This is a genomic window from Solimonas fluminis (assembly GCF_002930645.1).
Lineage (GTDB): Bacteria > Pseudomonadota > Gammaproteobacteria > Nevskiales > Nevskiaceae > Solimonas_A > Solimonas_A fluminis.
Genome location: NZ_PSNW01000033.1, coordinates 1 through 1,194, shown reverse-complemented (window position 1 = coordinate 1,194; position 1,194 = coordinate 1). Strand labels below are relative to the sequence as shown.

Below are 1,194 nucleotides of genomic sequence, written 5' to 3'. Positions count from 1 at the left end.
ATGGCAAAGGAAAAATTCGAGCGCAAGAAGCCGCACGTGAACGTGGGCACGATCGGTCACGTTGACCATGGCAAGACCACGACGACGGCCGCGCTGACGAAGGTGTCTGCGGACAAGTTCGGCGGCACGTACGTGCCGTACGACCAGGTTGCCAAGGCCTCGGAAAGCCAGGGCCGCCGCGACGCGACGAAGATTCTGACGATCGCGACCAGCCACGTCGAATACGAAACCGCCAACCGCCACTACGCGCACGTTGACTGCCCGGGCCACGCGGACTACGTGAAGAACATGATCACGGGCGCGGCGCAGATGGACGGCGCGATCCTGGTGGTGTCGGCGACCGACGGTCCGATGCCGCAGACGCGCGAGCACGTCCTGCTGGCCAAGCAGGTGAACGTTCCGAAGATCGTGGTCTGGCTGAACAAGTGCGACCTGGTGGACGACGCCGAGCTGCTGGACCTGGTCGAGATGGAAGTTCGCGACCTGCTGAACAAGTACGGTTTTGACGGTGACAACACCCCGGTGATCCGCGGTGCCGCCGTGAAGGCCATCCAGGGCGACGCCGCCTGGATCGCCAAGCTGGAAGAGCTGTATGCCGCCCTGGACACCTGGATTCCGGAGCCGCAGCGCGAGACCGACAAGCCGTTCCTGCTGCCGGTGGAAGACGTGTTCTCCATCTCGGGCCGCGGCACGGTGGTGACGGGCCGCATCGAGCGCGGCGTGGTCAAGGTGGGCGAGGAAGTCGAGATCGTCGGCATCCGCGACACGCAGAAGACCATCGTCACGGGCGTGGAGATGTTCCGCAAGCTGCTGGACCAGGGCGAGGCGGGCGACAACGTCGGCCTGCTGCTGCGCGGCACGAAGAAGGAAGACGTGGAGCGCGGCCAGGTGCTGTGCAAGCCGGGCACGATCAAGCCGCACGCCAAGTTCAATGGCGAGGTGTACGTGCTGACGAAGGAAGAGGGTGGCCGTCACACCCCGTTCTTCAAGGGCTACCGTCCGCAGTTCTACTTCCGCACCACCGACGTGACCGGCTCGATCCAGTTCGAGCAGGAGATGGTGATGCCGGGCGACAACGTCCAGATGACGGTTGAGCTGATCAACCCGATCGCCATGGAAGAGGGTGTTCGTTTCGCCATCCGCGAGGGCGGTCGTACCGTCGGCGCCGGCGTCGTCACCAAGATCCTGGCCTAA

1 protein-coding gene is annotated in these 1,194 nt (G+C 64.4%); it reads left to right on the top strand.

Translation table 11 applies throughout. The annotated features are described in order from the left end of the window. Positions 1–1,194 (top strand): elongation factor Tu, encoded by a 1,194-nt coding sequence (gene tuf, locus C3942_RS21855; protein WP_104232479.1) that lies wholly within the window; start codon positions 1–3, stop codon positions 1,192–1,194.

Excerpts from the sequence above, each read along its gene's own strand:
- tuf (WP_104232479.1), top strand. The coding sequence starts at position 1 with ATGGCAAAGGAAAAATTCGAGCGCAAGAAGCCGCACGTGAACGTGGGC.